Source organism: Nonomuraea solani, from assembly GCF_900108335.1.
Taxonomy (GTDB): domain Bacteria; phylum Actinomycetota; class Actinomycetes; order Streptosporangiales; family Streptosporangiaceae; genus Nonomuraea; species Nonomuraea solani.
Genome location: NZ_FNVT01000005.1, coordinates 254,018 through 271,229 on the forward strand (window position 1 = coordinate 254,018; position 17,212 = coordinate 271,229).

Annotated in this window: 11 protein-coding genes and 1 pseudogene; 5 read left to right on the plus strand and 7 right to left on the minus strand. The window is 70.2% G+C overall.

Annotation, left to right across the window (positions count from 1 at the left end; translation table 11 throughout):
- Positions 1 to 25 precede the first annotated feature (25 nt).
- Positions 26 to 760, plus strand: coding sequence for an AraC family transcriptional regulator (locus C4V41_RS20865; protein WP_103957575.1), 735 nt, complete (start codon positions 26 to 28; stop codon positions 758 to 760).
- Between the two features lie 59 nt (positions 761 to 819).
- Positions 820 to 1,275, plus strand: coding sequence for a Cys-tRNA(Pro) deacylase (gene ybaK / locus C4V41_RS20870; RefSeq protein ID WP_103957929.1), 456 nt, complete (start codon positions 820 to 822; stop codon positions 1,273 to 1,275).
- A gap of 47 nt (positions 1,276 to 1,322) precedes the next feature.
- Here the strand turns inward: ybaK and C4V41_RS20875 are convergent, their stop codons facing one another.
- Entirely contained in the window at positions 1,323 to 3,614 is a 2,292-nt protein-coding gene (locus C4V41_RS20875) for a transglycosylase domain-containing protein (RefSeq protein ID WP_235030273.1), read from the minus strand.
- 106 nt (positions 3,615 to 3,720) lie between these two features.
- Positions 3,721 to 5,052, minus strand: a complete 1,332-nt coding sequence (murA, locus tag C4V41_RS20880) for a UDP-N-acetylglucosamine 1-carboxyvinyltransferase (protein WP_268808631.1) — start codon at positions 5,050 to 5,052, stop codon at positions 3,721 to 3,723.
- A 63-nt stretch (positions 5,053 to 5,115) separates the two neighbouring features.
- On the opposite strand from murA, the gene C4V41_RS20885 reads away from it, so the two are divergent.
- Positions 5,116 to 5,631 carry a hypothetical protein gene (locus tag C4V41_RS20885; RefSeq protein WP_103957576.1) on the plus strand — a complete coding sequence of 172 codons (516 nt, stop codon included), beginning with the start codon at positions 5,116 to 5,118 and terminating at the stop codon, positions 5,629 to 5,631.
- A gap of 1 nt (position 5,632) precedes the next feature.
- Here the strand turns inward: C4V41_RS20885 and C4V41_RS20890 are convergent, their stop codons facing one another.
- From C4V41_RS20890 to C4V41_RS20915, 4 genes are all read right to left on the minus strand, one after another.
- On the minus strand, positions 5,633 to 6,067 hold the full coding sequence (locus tag C4V41_RS20890) for a nitroreductase family deazaflavin-dependent oxidoreductase (protein ID WP_103957932.1): 435 nt from the start codon (positions 6,065 to 6,067) through the stop codon (positions 5,633 to 5,635).
- Between the two features lie 850 nt (positions 6,068 to 6,917).
- On the minus strand, positions 6,918 to 7,460 hold the full coding sequence (locus C4V41_RS20900) for a PadR family transcriptional regulator (RefSeq protein WP_103957577.1): 543 nt from the start codon (positions 7,458 to 7,460) through the stop codon (positions 6,918 to 6,920).
- A gap of 541 nt (positions 7,461 to 8,001) precedes the next feature.
- On the minus strand, positions 8,002 to 9,384 hold the full coding sequence (locus C4V41_RS20910; RefSeq protein WP_103957579.1) for an amidase: 1,383 nt from the start codon (positions 9,382 to 9,384) through the stop codon (positions 8,002 to 8,004).
- A 771-nt stretch (positions 9,385 to 10,155) separates the two neighbouring features.
- Entirely contained in the window at positions 10,156 to 10,962 is an 807-nt protein-coding gene (locus C4V41_RS20915) for a CPBP family intramembrane glutamic endopeptidase (protein ID WP_160150345.1), read from the minus strand.
- Between the two features lie 125 nt (positions 10,963 to 11,087).
- Between C4V41_RS20915 and C4V41_RS20920 the strand changes: the two genes are divergently transcribed.
- A complete protein-coding gene (locus tag C4V41_RS20920; protein ID WP_103957581.1) occupies positions 11,088 to 12,236 on the plus strand; it encodes a sensor histidine kinase in 1,149 nt (382 codons plus the stop codon).
- A 356-nt stretch (positions 12,237 to 12,592) separates the two neighbouring features.
- A pseudogene (locus C4V41_RS20925) lies at positions 12,593 to 13,216 on the plus strand (response regulator); the annotation flags it as partial.
- A gap of 441 nt (positions 13,217 to 13,657) precedes the next feature.
- Here the strand turns inward: C4V41_RS20925 and dnaE are convergent.
- Positions 13,658 to 17,155: a DNA polymerase III subunit alpha gene (gene dnaE / locus C4V41_RS20930; RefSeq protein WP_103957583.1), complete on the minus strand. Its 3,498-nt coding sequence runs from the start codon at positions 17,153 to 17,155 to the stop codon at positions 13,658 to 13,660.
- Between the last annotated feature and the right edge of the window lie 57 nt (positions 17,156 to 17,212).

Sequence of the window (17,212 nt, forward strand, 5' to 3'; positions counted from 1 at the left end):
CCCGCTTCCGATAAAATGCCAATTTATGACGGAAATCCGCCATATGCCCGAAGCGCCCACCGGCCGCCGCCCCCTGGCCCCCGGCGCGGGCATCGACGCCCACCGGCACGACACCCACCAGATCGTGTACGCCTGCCGCGGCGTCCTCTCGGCCACCACCGACGCCGGCACCTGGGTCGCCCCCGCCAACCGCGCCATCTGGATCCCGGCCGGCACCGTGCACGAGCACCGCGCCCACGGCGACACCGACCTGCGCCTGGTCGGCCTGACCGGCAACCCCCTCGGCCTGCGCCGCCCCGCCGTCCTCGCGGTCGGCCCCCTCCTCCGCGAACTGATCATCGCCTACACCTCCGACGGGCTTCACGGAGCCGAGCGCGCCCGGCTGCTCGGTGTTCTGCTCGACCAGCTCAGGCACGCCCCCGAGCAGCCCCTGCACCTGCCGACCGCGCGGGACCCCCGGCTGGCCGCCGCCTGCGCCGTCCTGCACCGCGACCCCGCCGACGGCAGCACGCTGACGCGCCTCGCCGCGCGGGTCGGCACCAGCGACCGCACCCTGGCCCGGCTGTGCCGGAGCGAGCTCGGCATGAGCTTTCCGCAGTGGCGTACGCAGCTCCGGCTGCACCGCGCGCTGCTCCTGCTGGCGGACGGTGTCCCGGTGACCGTCGTGGCGCACAGGTGCGGGTGGGCGTCGGCGAGCGCGTTCATCGATGTGTTCGGGCGGGCGTTCGGGTACACCCCGGGCCGGGCCTTTACAATGTAGATTCGCTACAATCGGATTCCGTGAGCAAATCGAAGGGCAAGGGCGGCACCCCGGCCACCATGGCGCTGACCAAGGCGAAGGCCGAGTTCACGCTCCACCCGTACGAGCACGACGCCGCCGCGCAGGCGTACGGCGAGGAGGCCGCGGACGCGCTCGGCGTGCCCTACGAGCGGATCTTCAAGACGCTGGTGGCCGAGGTCGAGAGCGGGCTGGCGGTGGCGGTCGTGCCGGTGGCGGGCAGGCTCGACCTCAAGGCGCTGGCCGCCGCGCTCGACGGCAAGCGGGCCGCGATGGCCGACGCGGCGAAGGTCGAGCGGGTGACGGGCTACGTGGTCGGCGGCATCAGCCCGCTGGGCCAGCGCAAGCAGCTCCCGACCGTGGTCGACTCCTCGGCCCTCGACTTCGAGACGATCTACTTCTCGGCGGGGAAGCGCGGCCTGCAGATCGAGACCGCCCCCGCCAACCTGATCACGCTCACCAGGGCCGTCACCGCCCCCATCGGCAAGGCCGGCTGAAGCTTTTCAGCGCCTTTCAGTGCCTTTCAGCGCTTCCTCAGTGCCTTTCAGTGCCTGCGGTGGCGCCTGACCCGGTCGTCATGGCGCTTGTTGTGGCGCTTGTTGTGGCGTCTCACCGCGCGTCCGTCCTGGGCGGCCCGCTCGTGAGGCACCTCGAGTGACGGCGCGATCGGGCTCTGCCCCAGCAGCCAGTCGAAGAGCCGCCGGTACCGCCGTCCGAAGGGACGATCACCGGGTTTCTTCTTCTCCTTGGCGAGGGCCTCCTTCAGCCCCGGCGTGTGCCCGCCACCGAACCGCCCCATGTCGGGCCCGGGAAAACCGCGCGGCTCCGTACGTCTCAGCGCCGGCCGCATCGACTCCACCCAGATCGGCCCCGGCAGCGACGCCCCCTGCACCGACCCGAAGTACCGGTCCCCGATCCGCACGCCCTGCAGCGGGAACCGGTACGACCCCCGGATGTCCCCCACGCTGACCGCGGCCGCCAGCGCGGGCGTGTACCCGGCGAACCACGCCGAGGTGTAGCCGTTGTTGGTGCCCGTCTTGCCCGCCGCGGGCCGGTCGATGCCCTGCCCCTGCATGGTGCCCTTGTCGAACACGCCCTTCAGCACGTGGTTGACCGCGTCCGCGACCGGCCGTTCCAAGACCTGCTCGCACACGGGCGGCACGTGCGTACGCCGCCCGTCCCTGCCGGTGATCTCCATGATGGCCAGCGGCCGGCAGTACAACCCCCTGGCCGCGAACGTCGCGAACGACGCCGCCACCGTCACCGGGTCCATCTCGTTGACCCCGAGCGTGAACGTCGGCACCTCCCGCAGCGGCCCCCCGTCCGCCCGGGTGACGCCGAGCGATCTGGCCGTACGGACCACGTTGCAGAGCCCGACCTTGCGCTCCAGCATCATGTAGAAGATGTTGACCGACTTCCAGGTGCCGGTCTCGATGCTGTGCGGGCCGCCCGAGCCCTCGCCGCTGGCGTTGAGCACGCGCGTGTTCGGATCGTTGACGGGCCGCCCCGAGCAGTCACGGTAGCCCTGGCCGGGCACCATCTCCCCCGGCGTCTTGAAGCCGTCGCCGAAGCGCCAGCCCTGCCGCAACGCGGTGGCCAGGGTGAACACCTTGAACGTCGAACCGGCCTGGAACCCCTGCCCGCCCCCGTGCGCCACGTCGGCGGCCAGGTTGAAGGTGGTCTTGGGGCCGTTCTTGCGGTTGCCGGGGTTGCGGCCGAACCGCTTGCTGGCGGACATCGCCCTGATGCGCCCGGTACGCGGCTCCACCATGGCCTCGGCGGCCACCTCGGTGTCCTCGGGCGAGACGTTGCGGTGGACGGCCCGGTCGGCGGCGCGCTGCGCGATCGGGTCGAGGCTGGTCCTGATCACCAGGCCACCCCTCGCCATCCTGGCGCGCCGCTCGGCCGGCGTGTTGCCGAAGACGGCGTTCGACAGGAGCTCCTCCTGCACGTACAGGCAGTAGAACGGGAACTCGCTCTGCGCGCACCCGCCGGGCTCGGGCCTGAGCCTGATGCCCAGCGGCGCCGCCTTGGCGCTCGCCGCCTGCTGCGGCGAGATCTGCTTGAGCCCGGCCATGCGGTCGAGCACGAGGTCGCGCCGCGCCCGCAGCCGCGCCTGCTGCTCGCGGCCGAGCGAGGGATCGGTCGAGTACGGCATCCGCACCGCCCCCGCCAGCGTGGCCGCCTGGGTCAGGGTCAGCCGGGAGGCCGAGGTGGAGAAGAAGCGCCGGGCCGCCGCCTCCACGCCGTGCGCGCCGGCGCCGAAGTAGGCGATGTTCAGGTAGCGCTCAAGAATCTGGTCCTTGCGGTACTTCTTCTCCAGCGCCAGCGCGTACCGCAGCTCAGTGATCTTGCGCGCCAGGTTGGGCGCGCGGGCCTTGTTGCGCTCCGCGTCGGTACGCGCGCTCTCGACCAGGATGTTCTTGACGAGCTGCTGCGTCAGGGACGAGCCGCCCTGCCGGATGCCGCCCGCCTGCGTGTTGGTGAGCAGCGCCCGGACCGTGCCCCTGACGTCGAGGCCGCCGTGCTCGTAGAAGCGGGCGTCCTCGATGGCCACGATGGCCTGGCGCATGATCGCCGCCACGGCGTTGAGCGGGACGGCGGTCCTGTTGGCCTCGTAGAACTGGGCGAACTGCCGGCCGTCCTTGTCCAGCAGCCTGGTCACCTGCGCCAGCGGCTCCTCGCGCGGGGCGGGCGGAAGCTCGACGAAGGTGTTCGCGACGCCCATCGCGGCGATGCCGCCTCCGCTCACGACCGGCGCCACCAGTGCGGCCGCCAGCACCCCGCCGAGCGCCCCCGCCAGCCCGAGTTGCCCGGCGGATCTGAGTACGGTCACGTCAGATGATCTGCGACGTCCCGATCAGCGGCAAACGCCCGCTTCCAACCTCTTTACCGTCGCCTGCTTTACCGTTGCCCGCCCGCCTTACCGTTGCCCGCCTGCCTCACTGTTGCCCGCCTGCTTCGCCGTTGCCCCGGCGGATGTTCAGGCCGAGCGACGCGAACTGCTCGAACGGGCGGTGGTAGCCGCGTTCGATGTGGTGGACGCCGCGCAGCGTGGACGTCCCGTCGGCCACCGCCGCCGCCAGCACCCCCGAGAACCCGGCACGGATGTCGGGCAGCGTCACGTCGGCGCCCTTGAGCCTGGACACGCCGCGCACGACGGCCGAGTGCCGGGCGTTGGTGTCGTGGTAGCGGCAGGCGGGGCCGCCCAGGCACTGGTCGAACACCTCGATCTCGCAGCCCATCTTCTGCAGCGCGGGCACGTACACCAGGCGGTTCTCGAAGACCGTCTCGTGCAGCACCGACATGCCCTGGCTCTGCGTGAACAGCACCATCAGCGGCGTCTGCCAGTCGGTCATGAACCCGGGGTGCGTGTCGGTCTGCACGGCCGCCGAGCGCAGACCCTCGGGGGGCGCGGTGGCGCACACGTACTCGTCGTTGATGTCGAACTGGGCGCCCATCCTGGCCAGCGTGGTGATCGCGGTGACCAGGCGGTCCTGGGGGCAGCCGTGGACGCGTACCTCGCCCTGGGTGACCAGCCCGGCCGCCAGGTAGGAGAACGCCTCGATGCGGTCGCCGGTCAGCCAGGTGGAGGCGCCGCGCAGCCGTTCGACGCCCTCGATGACGATCCTGCGGTCGGGTGAGAGCTCGATCCTGGCCCCCATCCGCTGCAGGAACAGCGCCAGCTCCACCACTTCGGGCTCCATGGCGGCGTTCTTCAGCACCGTCTTGCCCTCGGCCAGCACCGCCGACATCAGCACCGTCTCGGTGGCGCCCACACTCGGGTACGGCAGCTCGATGCGGGTGCCGTTGAGCCGCTTGGCCTTGGCGAAGATGCCGGTGTCACCCACCTGCACCTCGGCACCCATCGCGCGCAGGGCCTCCACGTGGAAGTTCACCGGCCGCCGCCCGATCGGGTCGCCGCCGACCAGCGGCACGAACGCCTCCCCCGCCAGGTGCAGCAGCGGGCCGAGCATGAGGATGGGGATGCGGTTCAGGCCGGTGAACGCGGCGGGCACCCGGGGCTCGATCTCCGGCCCCTGCTCGATCCTGATCTCCTTGGCGGAGATCTCGACGTTGATGCCGAGGGCCCGCAGCATGGCCGCGGTGATCTCCACCTCGCCCACGTCGGGGGCGTTGTGGATGCTGCTCTCGCCGTTGCCGAGCATGGCCGCGACCATGTGCTTGGACACGCCGTTCTTCGAACCGCGCACTTCGACATCCCCCCGGAGCGGGCCGGAGGGTTCTATGAGCCAGACCTCTTCTGCAATCACGGAGTGAGCCTAGCCGGGGGATACCATCGAGCTGATTCGGACACACATGTGAGGGGGAGTGGCGTGACGAGGGAAGTACGCGCTTTTGCGGTAACTGTCCTCACACTCGCCGCTCTCGGGCTGGCCGCCGGACTGTTGTGGTCGGGGCTCACTCCCCGGGCTCCGTACCAGGTCACCGAGCAGGGGACGGTGCTGGCCGACCCGACGACGCAGGCGCTGATCGCGGCCGACGGCTGGTTCGCGGTGATCACCGGCGGGCTGGGACTGCTGTGCGGCGGGGTCGCCTGGTTCTCGGGGCGGCGCTGGATGCTGCCGGTGCTGCTCGGCCTCTGCGCGGGCGGGGTGCTGGCGTCGTTCCTGACATTGTGGGTCGGGTCCACGTTCACGCTGGGCGCGGTCACGGTCGAGGCCGCCGCCGCGCCCGGGGTCAAGATCGTGCCCGGCGCCCTGAAACTGACCGCCTCCGGGGTGCTGGTGTCCTGGCCGCTGCTCGGGGTGGGGTTCTTCGGGCTGTTGGAGGGCATGCACGGCTACCGCGAGTCGCCGCTGCGGCAGCCGTACGGGGGCCTAGAACCGTAGGTCATGGAGTATTGCGCTCGATGACCACGACCGGAATCTCCCGCGCCGCCTTGCGCTGGTAGCCCGTGTAGGTCGGCCACATCTCGGCCATGATCTCCCACAGACGCGGCCGCTCCTCACTGGTCGCCGGCCGGGCCACCGCCTCGAACACCTCAGCACCGACCTGCACCCGAACCTGCGGCTGGGCGAGCAGGTTGTGGAACCAGAGCGGATGCTCATCGGCACCACCGTTGGAGCCGACCACCAGATAGCGCTCGCCGTCACGCCCGTAGATGAGCGCGGTCCTGCGAGGCAACCCTGAACGCCGGCCGATGGTGGTGATCAGCAGCGTGGGCGCACCATGAAAAATGTGCCCCTTGGCACCATCCGACTCAACATATTTCCTAACATGATCAGCCACCCACTTGGTGGGACTTTCGCCGGGCTCATGACTCAACCGGACCACTCTCCTTCCGACCGACTACCCAAATTTGGGTAACCAAATTTGGCCATCGAAACTATGAACCACCCGCCCACCCCCCGTCAACCCACCAACCACCCGACCACCCGGCTTTTCACTCCGCTCCAGCGCCCTTCACACCACTGCAACCCGCCCCTTCACACCGCACCAGCCCGCCACTTACCCGACCTCACCCCGCACCCAACGCCACCCGTCTCTTCACCCGACGCCACCGCACGCCAGCCATCTCCTCCACCGACCCGGCCACTACGTCACACCGGTCGAGCCACGCCTTCGCGCCGCGCCAGCCCTCCCTTCACCCGATCTCACCCACGCCAGCCATCTCCTCGCGGCCCGGCCACCCCTTCACACCAGTCCGGCCACCCCTTGCCCCTTCGCGCCGCGCCAGCCCTCCCTTCACACCGGTCCAGTCACTCCCTCGCGCCACGCCAGCCGTCTCTTCGCCTCCTCCAACCGACTGCTCACCCAGCTCCAGCCGCCCCTTCACCCCGCTCAAACCAGCAGGTCCGGGCTAAGACGCTGACGGGGGCGTTGTCGGCCTCGACGGCCGGGGTCTACACCCGCGACGTGGCGACGCTGGTGGAGCTGCCCGGTGAGCAGGCGGTGCTCGACGACCTGACGGGCGCCGACGTGGACGCGATCCTGCTGGCCTTCGCCCGCAAACCCGACGGCCGCACCGCCGGCGGCCGCCTCCTCATCCCAATCTCACCCTCGCTCAAGCCGGCACCTCATCCCGCTCAAGCCAACTCCCCACCCTGCTCAAGCCAGTTCCCTGCCCTGCTCTTCACGCCGCTCAGCCGGCTCCCTGCTCTGCCCTTCACCCTGCTCAAGCCGGTTCTTCACCCCGTTCAAGCCGTGCGATCAGGCCCCGCGTCCATGCCGCATCCCCCGCCACCTGCTGCGCGCGCAAATCGAACAGCCTCACCAGGCTCCCCGGCCGAGCGGCTTCCCGCGTCGCCTCACCCATCGCCGCCGCGATCCGCGCCTCCTCACCCTCCAAGGCGCCCAGCCGCTCCTTGAGCAGCGCGATCGTCTCCTCCTTCGGCAGCGCCGGCAGCAGCACCACCGCCGCGCCGAACACCTCCGGACGCCGATCGGGCACGCTCAGCGCGTTCCGAAGCAGCCGCAGGAACTCCGCCTCACCCTCGCCGTTGATGGCGTAGTCGACGCGACCGGGCCACTCATGCACCTCGGTGACGTCCAACAGCCCGTCTTTGGCCAGCTGACGCAGGGCGTGGTAGATCGATCCCGACCTAAGACCGGCCCATCGCCCGGCCTCCCACGACTCCAGTTCGGCACCGACCAGATAGCCGTGTGCCTCGCCGAGCAGCCGTACCACGCCGAGGACCAGCAGTCGCGTCGCCGACATCGTTCCCCTCACTCGCCGGACGCGGCCCCACGTCGTGACCGCACGCCCTGACCTTAGCCAGCTCCCCACGTCGTGACCGCCCGCCCCGACCTTAGCCAGCCCCCACCTCCACCAGCCCCAGCCTTCGCCAACCCTCGCCTTCGCCAGCCCCTGGCCTCAGACCGCCGCCCCACCCCCGCCAGCCCTCGACGTCAGACCGCCTCACCCCTGCCAGCCCTGGCCTTTCACCAGACCCTGTATTCCGCACGTCACCATGACTTCCCTTCTCCTCCCGTCTCCACCGCACTTCGGCGCGGTCCCTTAAAGGAGGGGCGAGGTGGAGAAGCCGGTTGGCTTGTGGCGATTCAGCACGTGCGGGAAACGAGGCCAGCCCCGACCTACGCCAGCTCCCCACCTTTGCCAGCCCCTGACCCCAGACCGCCGCCCCACCTCCGCCAGCCCCAGCCCTCCTCAACCCTCACCCTCGCCAACCCCGGCCTTCGCCATCTCTCACCTTCGCTAGCCTCGGCCCTCGACACCTTCGCCGGCCCCTCACCTCTCGCTAGAGGGAAGGGCGGCGCAGGCCGTGTCCGGTGGCCTGTTCGAAGGCCCGTCCCACCCGCAGCACCCTCGCGTCCTCGAACGGCCGCCCGACGATCTGCACGCCCACCGGCAGCCCGTCCACCGTGAACCCGGCCGGCACGGAGGCCGCGGGCGCGTGCAGGACGCTGATCCAGTACGCGGAGCGCATCCACGCGAGATAGTCGGGCATCCGCTCACCGTTGATCTCGCTGACGTGCGGCTGCTCCACCGGGAACGGCGGCACCTGGCTGACCGGCGCGATCAGCACGTCGTAGGTGTCGAAGAACGCGGCCATGCGCTGGTAGAGGCGGCTGCGGGCACCCTCGGCCCTGGCCAGGTCGGCACCCGTGACCTGACGCCCCTGCTCGACGTTCCACGCGGTGTTGGGGCCCAGCCCGGTCTTGTCACCGAAGGCCAGCAGGTAGTTCCAGGCCCGGTACGTACGGAACGCGTCCTCCGCGTCCCCCAGATCCAGCTCGACCTCCTCGACATGCGCACCGAGCCCTTCGAGCACGGCCGGGGCCGTCGCGGTCACCTCCGCCGTCCGCGGATCCACCGGCAGCCCGCCCAGGTCGGGACTCCACGCCACGCGCAACCCGACCACCCCCTGCTCGGGCTCGGGCGCGAAGACCTCCTTGATCGAGTACGGGGAGCGCCGGTCGAACCCGGCGATGGCCCCGAACATCAACGTGACGTCCTCCACCGTCCTGGCCATGGGGCCGGACACGGACAGGGTGTACCAGGCGGCGATATCGGAGACGTTCGGCACCCGGCCCGGGGTGGGCCGCAGGCCGACGACGTTGCAGAAGGAGGCGGGGTTGCGCAGTGACCCGCCCATGTCGGAGCCGTCGGCCAGCGGCACCATCCCGGTGGCCAGCGCGGCGGCCGCTCCCCCGCTGCTGCCTCCGGCGGACTTCGACAGGTCGTAGGGGTTCCTGGTGGCGCCGAAGACCTCGTTGACGGTGTGGGACCCGGTGCCGAACTCGGGCGTGTTGGTCTTGCCCACCGTGATGGCTCCCGCGGCCCGCAACCGCTGAACGATCACGTCGTCCGCATCGGGCACATGATCGGCGAAGAGCGGCGACCCGTAGGTGGTCCGAATACCCGCCGTATCGACCAGGTCCTTGTGCGCCACGGGCAGGCCGTGCAGCGGCCCGGCGGGCTCCCCCGCCCCGACCGCCGCATCCGCCGCCGCGGCCGCTTCGAGCGCCCGCTCGGCGACCAGGGTGACGATGGCGTTGACGTGCGGGTTGACCTGCTCGATGCGGTCGAGGTGGGCCTGAAGGACCTCCACGGCGCTCACCTGCCGGGATTTGATCAGGTGGGCCAGCTCGGTGGCGGTCAGGTAGTGCAGTTCGCTCACGGTGCGATCCTGCCTCACGGAGGCGGGTGGGGCGACGGCGAGGGTTGCCAGGCGGAGGGCGCCGAGCCGTGAACAAGTCATATCCCGCCCCACCGCTCCCTCACCCCGCCCACCTTTTCCTCGCCCCCGACCAGATGATCTATATGGGCGATCATGAGGAACTCGGCCTCGATCGGAAACAAGCCGCCAAATCCCTGCGTGCGATGCCACCAAAATGGCGCCGAAGGTATGCACGCTGCCTGGGTCTGCTGAGTCGGGCAGGCGGCCTCGGTTCACTCGCGCAGTGTCACTTGGTAGCGGTGTCACTTGGCAGGGGCGCGCGCTACCACTTGGCACAGGAGCGCGGTGCCACCTGGCACAGGAGCGCGGTGCCACCTGGCACAGGAGCGCGGTGCCACTTGGTATTGGATTCGATCGCGCCGTGTCGTGTGGCATCGACTCTCGCGTTCCTCTCCGACCCATCGGCCGCGTTCCTCTCCGGTCCATCGTCGCGCTCTACTCCGGTCCATCGGCACGGTGGACGTGATGCCTCTCAGGTCGCGCCCGTCCGGCCCGATCAGACCGGTGGCACGACCACTCGCAGTGTCCCCACACCCGCCGCCGCGCCGCCCCGTCCCACATACCAGGCCACCGTCCCCGTGCCCCGTCTCCGTGCCCGTCCCCCGTGCCCGTCCCCTTGCCCGTCCCCGTGCCCGTCCCGGGCCCACATGCCAGGCCTCACGTCCCGGGCCCACATCCCGGCTCAGCAGCCGGCCACAATCGGTGAACCTTCTACGCCACCGTGGCGGGTGGCTGTTCTGGGGTTGTGTTGTGGTCTGGCTTGGGTCGGTGCATGAGGAGCAGGGTGCTGAGGGTGAACGTGCAGGTCAGGATGATGAGCTGGACGCCGTAGGCAACGGGCTGGGTGGGGAACAGGTAGTTGCCCGTGTGCAGGCCGAGGTGTACGCCCACCGCCATCCAGACCGTTCCCGTGCGTGCACGCGCCGCCGCGCACGCGAACCCGAGCGCCGTCGCGTGGAGCACGTACAGGAGGCGTTCGAGCGGCGTGGTGGCGGGGCTCTGCGAGACGATGTGCATCGCGCCGAAGCCGACCGACACCACGATGATCACGGCCCTCGGCGATAACCGGCTCGACAGGGTGTCGAACAGGTGGCCCCGCCACAGCAGCTCCTCCGGGAACGCCTGGCTGAGGAGGGTGAAGACGACCGCCAGTAGCAAATAGGGCACCTGGGGGGCCAACACCGCCCACGGGACCGTGGTGGCCGCTCCGAGGGCCACCGACAGGGCGCTGGCGGCAAGCACCGGGACCGCGCCCGCCAGGAGGCCCAGCAGCACGTGTGGTAGCGCGCGCCGGGAGCGGTCTAGACCCACGCCTCGCCAGGGCTGGCGGCCGAGATAGCGGCGGATGAGGTAGATCAGGCCGAGTGAGGCCAGGGTGATCCCGATCGCGCCGGCCAGCCGGGACAGGGGGTGACCCGGGTCCGGTAGCAGGGTCACGGGCAGGGTGCCGATGATCACCTGCGCGAACATGGCCGCGATGGTGATCGGCACGGCCAGGAGGGGGTGCGTGGCTTTCATGGGTCGCAACGCTAGGTAGCCGGGGGGTTCGGGCGCATCGGACCGTGGGTTGAACTGGTCATGACCTTGGTCATGGGTACCGAGGGAGGATTCCATCTTCCGCGCGGCGAACTAGTGTCGGAGGCATGCTGCCCCGTCTGGCCTGGCTGCGTAACCCCGATCGGCCGACCCTGTTCAGCGTCGTGTTCTGGGTGGTGCTCGTGGCGACCGGGGTCGGATACGCGACCAGGCCGGGCACGATCGGCTACACCATCGCCTTCTGCGTCAACCTGACGCTGGTGGCCGCGCTGTGGCTGGTGCTGTCCTGGCGGCGTACGGACGGGTGGCGGCGGCCCATCGCAGTGGTGTTCCTGCTGGCCACGTTCGCGCTGGGGCTGACCGGCTCGGCGGAGCTGCACCAACTCCTGACTCTCATCGCCGTCGCCAACGTGGCGTTCGTCTACGACATGCGCGTCGCCGCCGCCATCATCGGCTGCCTCAGCTTCGCCATCTTCGCCTCCATCGTGCTGGTCTTCGGGCGCGGGGTGGAGAACGCCATCGCGCAGACCGTCCCGCTCGTCGTGTTCGCCTCGTTCGTCCTGGGCATGACGTCGGCGGTGCTGGAGGCGCGCCGCAGGCGGGCGGAGGCGCAGCGGCTACTGGCCAGGATCAGGGAGCTGACGGTGGCCGAGGAGCGGGCGCGGATGGGCGCGGAGATGCACGACTCGATCGGCCACCACCTGACGGTGATCAAGATGGCTCTGGAGAACGCCGAACGCTTCCGCTCCCGCCGCCCCGAGGCCGCCTGGGACGAGGTGCGGCAGGCGAAGGAGACCACGGTCGAGGCCCTGGCCGACGCCCGCCGCTGGGTCCGCGCGCTGCGCCCGCTCGCCCTCGAGGGGCACGTCAGCAGCGTGGCCCTGGAGCGCCTGGCGGCCTCGTTCGACGGTACGGGTCTCACGGTGTCCTTCGAGGTGGTGGGCGGCGAACGGCCCCTCGAACCCGACGTGGAGCTCGTCCTCTACCGCGTGCTGCAGGAGGGTCTGACCAACGCCGTCCGGCACGCCGGCGCCCACCACGTACGCGGGCGGCTCCTCTTCCAGGACGAGCACGTGGTCCTGGAGGTCGCCGACGACGGCACGGGCCGCGACCACGGCGCGCGCGGCGGCTTCGGCCTCCGCTCCCTCGCCGAACGCGCCCGCGCCGTCGGGGGCACCCTGATCACCGGTGATCGGCCGGACGGCGGCTTCGAGGTACGCGCCGAGCTCCCCGCCAGAGCGGCCACGGCATCGTGACGACCATTCCGCCTCCGCCTACTGGCCAACTGGCCCTCTACTTCTGCCGGTCGGCCACCGGGAGACGGCGCCATGAGCATGCTCAACTCCCGCCGCGCGACCGCCAAAGGCCAGCGCGGAGAGGGCGCCCAGCGCCCCGCCCCATCTTCAAAGGCCAACGCGAAGAGGACGCCCAGCGCCCCGGCCCCGAGCGCCCGACCATCAAAGATCAGCGCGAAGAGATTGCCCAGCACCCCGCGCCGCCCCACCGTCAGAGATCAGAACGAAGAGAACGCCCAGCACCCTGACCGACCGCCTAAGGACAACGCCATGAGGACGCTCAACACGCTGCCGACCGACCGAGCGAAGGCGGTGTCATGAGTCGTCCGGTCAGGGTGCTGCTGGTCGACGATCAGGGGCTGATCCGGCAGGGGCTGCGCAAGATGCTGGAGATCGAGGACGGCATCGAGGTGGTCGGGGAGGCGGCCGACGGCGAGGAGGCCCTGCGCGTGACCGTGGCATGCGCACCCGATGTGGCCCTGGTGGACGCCAGAATGCCCAGGATGGACGGCGTCGAGCTCATCTCCCACCTCTCGATCGACCATCCCACCGTCGCGGCGATCGTGCTCAGCACCTTCGACGAGGACGACTACATCTTCGGCGCTCTGAGGGCCGGAGCCGTCGGCTACCTCCTCAAGGACTGCACCCCTGACGACCTGGTGGACGCCATCCGCCGGGCGGGCCGTGGCGAGACCGTGCTCGCCCCGCCGGTGGCGGCCCGCCTGGTCGCCGAGATCCGCCGCACCCCCGCCGCCCCGAGCACGCTCCCGAACCAGGAACGACTGTCGGCCAGGGAGTCCGAGGTGGCCCGTCTGATCGCCGCCGGAGCCACGAACAGGGAGATCGCGGTCCAGTTGGTCATCACCGAGGGCACGGTGAAGAACCACGTCTCCAGCCTGCTCCGCAAGTTCGGCCTCCGCGACCGCACCCGACTCGCCCTCCACCTCAACGACGACCCAGAAGCCCCGGACGGCTCAAGCGGGCCACGCGACCCGGCCGGCCCGAAGAGCCCAGACGGCCCGAACGGCCCAGACGGGACAGACGGGACAGACGGCTCAGGCGGCCCAGATGATCCCGGTCCATCCAGCAACGACCGCTAGACGCCTGACGAGCGGGGGATCCGTAACGTGCGGAATCGCAGGTTGTCGTCACCGCCCTCACGGGTGACGACCGCCCACACGAATGGCGCCCCAGCGGTGTGTTGCGGCCGGCATCGCAGTCGCCTCTTACCCCAGGCGCCAGGCCCACCACACGTCGCTCCAAGGCCCACAGAGCGCGCGTCACGGCGGCCCGCCGGGTGTGCCCGGTGAGCGTCACCCTGGACAGAGCCCGGCCCCGTGCGGCGGATGGACCCTCCCGCGCGAAGCCGTAAAAAAAATAGATCAGAGGTCAGGGCCGAGGAGGTGTTTGAGGTCGGCGAGGAGCGACGGGGACGGGGTCACGCGCAGCCCGTCGCCCACCCGCAGCACCGTGGTGCGGCCCTCGTCGCGCACCCGCAGGTGCACCTCCGAAACCCCCGGATGCGCCGTCAGGATCGCCTTCAGCCGCCCCACCACCCCCGGCGTGCACCGCGCCAGCGGCAGGCTCACCAGCAGCGGCCCGCCCGCCCCCCACGACAGGTCCGGAGCCGTCACCTCCATCGCGACGAGCTTGGCCACGTCCTCCCGCCGGTCGACCCGCCCCTTGACGAACACCAGCGCGTCCTCGGCCAGAATCGTCGACGACAGCTGGTACGCCGACGGAAAGATCATCACCTCGATCGAGCCCTCCAGGTCCTCCAGCTGGGTCAGCATCCAGGTGTCGCCCTTCCTGGTGACCTTGCGCTGCAGCCCGCTCAAGATCCCGCCCACCGTCACCACCTGCCCATCGGCCCGGCTCTCGTCCTGCACGGCCGCGATCGAGCAGTCGGCCCCGGCCGCCAGCACGTGCTCGACCCCGAGCAGCGGATGGTCCGACACGTAGAGCCCGAGCATCTCGCGCTCGAACTGCAGCAGCGTGCCCTTCTCCCACTCCCCCGCCGGCACCTTCACGTCGAACGCCTGGTCCGCGAACAGCGAGTCCTGCCCGATGGCCTCGTTGCGCTTGAGGTCGATGACCGCGTCCACGGCTTGCTCGGCCACCAGCACCAGGCCCTTGCGCGCGTGCCCCAGCGAGTCGAACGCCCCCGCCTTGATCAGCGACTCGATGACGCGCTTGGCGCAGACGACGGCGGGCACCTTGCGCAGGAAGTCCGTGAAGTCGCCGAAGCGGCCCTTCCGCCTGCGCGCCGCGATGATGCCGTCGACGACGTTGCCGCCCACGTTGCGCACCGCCGACAGCCCGAAGCGGATGTCGGTGCCGCGCGGCGTGAAGTCGAAGTCGGAGTCGTTGACGTCCGGCGGGAGCACCTTGATGCCCATGCGGCGGCATTCGTTGAGGTAGAGGGCTGATTTGTCCTTGTCGTCCTTGACGGCGGACAGCAGCGCGGCCATGTACGCGGCCGGATGGTTGGCCTTGAGGTAGGCGGTCCAGTAGGCGATGAGGCCGTAGGCGGCGGTGTGGGCCTTGTTGAAGGCGTAGTCGGAGAACGGCAGCAGAATGTCCCACAACGCCTTGACCGCGCCGTCGGAGAACCCGTTGTCCTTCATGCCGCGCTCGAAGGAGGCGTACTGCCGGTCGAGCTCCGACTTCTTCTTCTTGCCCATCGCGCGGCGCAGCAGGTCGGCGGCGCCGAGCGAGTAGCCGGCCACCCGCTGCGCGATGGCCATGACCTGTTCCTGGTAGATGATCAGGCCGTAGGTGGTTTCGAGGATGTCGGCGAGCGGCCGCTCCAGCTCGGGATGGATCGGCGTGATCTCCTGCCGGCCGTTCTTGCGCAGCGCGTAGTTGGTGTGGGAGTCGGCGCCCATCGGGCCGGGCCGGTAGAGGGCGAGGGCGGCCGAGATGTCCTCGAAGGCGTCGGGGCGCATGAGGCGCAGCAGCGCGCGGCTGCCGCTCCCGTCCAGTTGGAAGACGCCCAGCGTGTCGCCCCTGGCCAGCAGGTCGTAGGTCGCGGGGTCGTCGAGGCCCAGCGCGGGCAGGTCGAGCCGCTCCCCCGTGGCCGCCTCGATCATCTTGACGCAGTCGTCCATGACGGTGAGGTTGCGCAGGCCCAGGAAGTCCATCTTCAGCAGGCCGAGCGCCTCGCACGTCGGATAGTCGAACTGGGTGATGATCGCGCCGTCGGCGTCGCGGCGCATGATCGGCACGTGCTCGGTCAGCACCTCGGACGACATGATCACGCCGGCGGCGTGCACGCCGGTCTGCCTGATCAGGCCCTCCAGGCCCCTGCCGAGGTCCACCGTCGCCTTGACGTCGGCGTCCTCGGCGTAGAGCCTGCGCAGCTCCCCGGCCTCGCCGTGGCGCGGGTGACCCTCGTCGAAGATGACCGACAGAGGGGCGTCCCTGCCCATGACGGCGGCCGGGAACGCCTTGGTCACCCGGTCGCCCAGCGCGTAGGGGTAGCCCAGGACGCGGCCCGCGTCCTTGATGGCGGCCTTCGCCTTGATGGTGCCGAACGTGGCGATCATGGCGACCTTGTCGGCGCCCCATTTCGCGGTCACGTAGCGGATCACGTCGCCGCGCCTGCGCTCGTCGAAGTCGATGTCGACGTCGGGCATGGAGACGCGCTCGGGGTTGAGGAACCGTTCGAAGATCAGGCCGTGCGCGATGGGGTCGAGGTCGGTGATGCCCATCGCGTACGCCACCAGCGACCCCGCCGCCGACCCCCGCCCCGGCCCGACCGGGATGCCGTTGGCCTTGGCCCACATGATGAAGTCGGCGACCACGAGGAAGTAGCTCGGGAAGCCCATCTGCTCGATGACGCCGATCTCGTATTCGGCCTGTTTCCTGCGCCGCTCGTCGTAGCCGCCCGGCCAGCGCCGGTCCATGCCCTCCCAGACCGTACGGCGGAAGAACGCGCTCTCCGTCATGCCCTCGGGGACGGGATAGACGGGCATCAGGTTCCTGAACGCGAAGAACCCGGCCGGATCCACCCGCTCGGCCACGACCAGCGTGTTGCGGCAGCCCTCGGCCCACAGCTCGGAGGAGTCGGCCGCGCGCATCTCCTCGGCGCTCTTGAGGTAGTAGCCGGTGCCGTCGAAGCGGAACCGGTCGGGATCGGACAACTGCCTGCCCGTCTGGACGCACAGGAGGGCGTCGTGGGCGGCGGAGTCGGACTCGTGGGTGTAGTGCGCGTCGTTGGTGACCAGCGGCGGCAGGTTCAGCTCACGGCCGATCCTGATCAGCCCGTCGCGAACACGGCGCTCGATGTCGAGGCCGTGATCCATGAGCTCCAGGAAGAAGTCATCCTTGCCGAAGATGTCCTGAAATTTCGCCGCCGCCGCGAGCGCCTCGTCGTACTGCCCGAGCCGCAGCCGCGTCTGCACCTCGCCCGACGGGCACCCGGTGGTGGCCATGAGCCCCGCGGCGTGCTCGGCGAGAAGCTCGGCGTCCATCCGCGCCCATTTACGGACGAACCCCTCGGTGTAGGCGCGCGACGACAGCCGCATCAGGTTGTGCAGCCCTGTCTTGTCACGCGCCCAGATCGTCAGGTGGGTGTAGTGACCACCCGCGGAGACGTCGTCCTTGCGCTGGTAGGGCTCGCCCCACAGCACCGGCCGCCGCTCGTGCCGCGACCCCGGCGCGACATAGGCCTCGATGCCGATGATCGGCTTGATGCCGGCGCCCGTGGCCTGGCGGTAGAAGTCGTGGGCCCCGTGCAGGTTGCCGTGGTCGGTGATCGCGATCGCCGGCATGCCCAGGCCACCGGCCCGCTCGAACAGCTGCTCCAGCCGGGCGGCGCCGTCGAGCATCGAGTATTCGGTGTGCACGTGCAGATGGACGAACGAATCGGCCGGCATGGCGCCTCCCTCCAGAATCTATGTTCGACTTTAATCCCTGCCACCGACAATTCCGGA

Bases quoted from the DNA above. Each gene is read 5' to 3' on its own strand.
- C4V41_RS20865 (WP_103957575.1), top strand. From the start codon at position 26: ATGACGGAAATCCGCCATATGCCCGAAGCGCCCACCGGCCGCCGCCCC.
- ybaK (WP_103957929.1), top strand. From the start codon at position 820: ATGGCGCTGACCAAGGCGAAGGCCGAGTTCACGCTCCACCCGTACGAG.
- C4V41_RS20900 (WP_103957577.1), bottom strand. From the start codon at position 7,460: ATGTCGGCGACGCGACTGCTGGTCCTCGGCGTGGTACGGCTGCTCGGC.
- C4V41_RS20915 (WP_160150345.1), bottom strand. From the start codon at position 10,962: ATGAAAGCCACGCACCCCCTCCTGGCCGTGCCGATCACCATCGCGGCC.
- C4V41_RS20920 (WP_103957581.1), top strand. From the start codon at position 11,088: ATGCTGCCCCGTCTGGCCTGGCTGCGTAACCCCGATCGGCCGACCCTG.
- dnaE (WP_103957583.1), bottom strand. From the start codon at position 17,155: ATGCCGGCCGATTCGTTCGTCCATCTGCACGTGCACACCGAATACTCG.